At 45.6% G+C, this 700-nt stretch carries 1 rRNA gene; it reads left to right on the forward strand.

Annotated features, from left to right (window positions below):
- Positions 1-241: 241 nt before the first annotated feature.
- Positions 242-700, forward strand: a 16S ribosomal RNA gene (locus NMM17_RS09560); the annotation flags it as partial.

A 700-nucleotide genomic window follows, 5' to 3' on the forward strand; every position in this document is an offset into this window, starting at 1 on the left:
TGGTATGTTGCAGAAGAAATACTGATTGAAAAAAATAAAAAAAGTTTCAAAAAAGTGTTGACAAGCGAAAGCGACTGTGATATACTAATATAGTTGTCACTTGAGAGAAGCGAGTGACAAAGACCTTTGAAAACTGAACAAGACGAACCAATGTGCAGGGCACTACAACAATTGTTGTAGTACTGAACAATGAAAAAAACAATAAATCTGTCAGTGACAGAAATGAGTGAGAACTCAAACTTTTAATGAGAGTTTGATCCTGGCTCAGGACGAACGCTGGCGGCGTGCCTAATACATGCAAGTAGAACGCTGAAAGAGGAGCTTGCTTCTCTGGATGAGTTGCGAACGGGTGAGTAACGCGTAGGTAACCTGCCTGGTAGCGGGGGATAACTATTGGAAACGATAGCTAATACCGCATAAGAGTAGATGTTGCATGACATTTGCTTAAAAGGTGCAATTGCATCACTACCAGATGGACCTGCGTTGTATTAGCTAGTTGGTGGGGTAACGGCTCACCAAGGCGACGATACATAGCCGACCTGAGAGGGTGATCGGCCACACTGGGACTGAGACACGGCCCAGACTCCTACGGGAGGCAGCAGTAGGGAATCTTCGGCAATGGACGGAAGTCTGACCGAGCAACGCCGCGTGAGTGAAGAAGGTTTTCGGATCGTAAAGCTCTGTTGTAAGAGAAGAACGA

Source organism: Streptococcus sp. CF7_Ac1-12 (genome assembly GCF_024295905.1).
In the GTDB taxonomy this organism is placed as follows: domain Bacteria; phylum Bacillota; class Bacilli; order Lactobacillales; family Streptococcaceae; genus Streptococcus; species Streptococcus mitis_AP.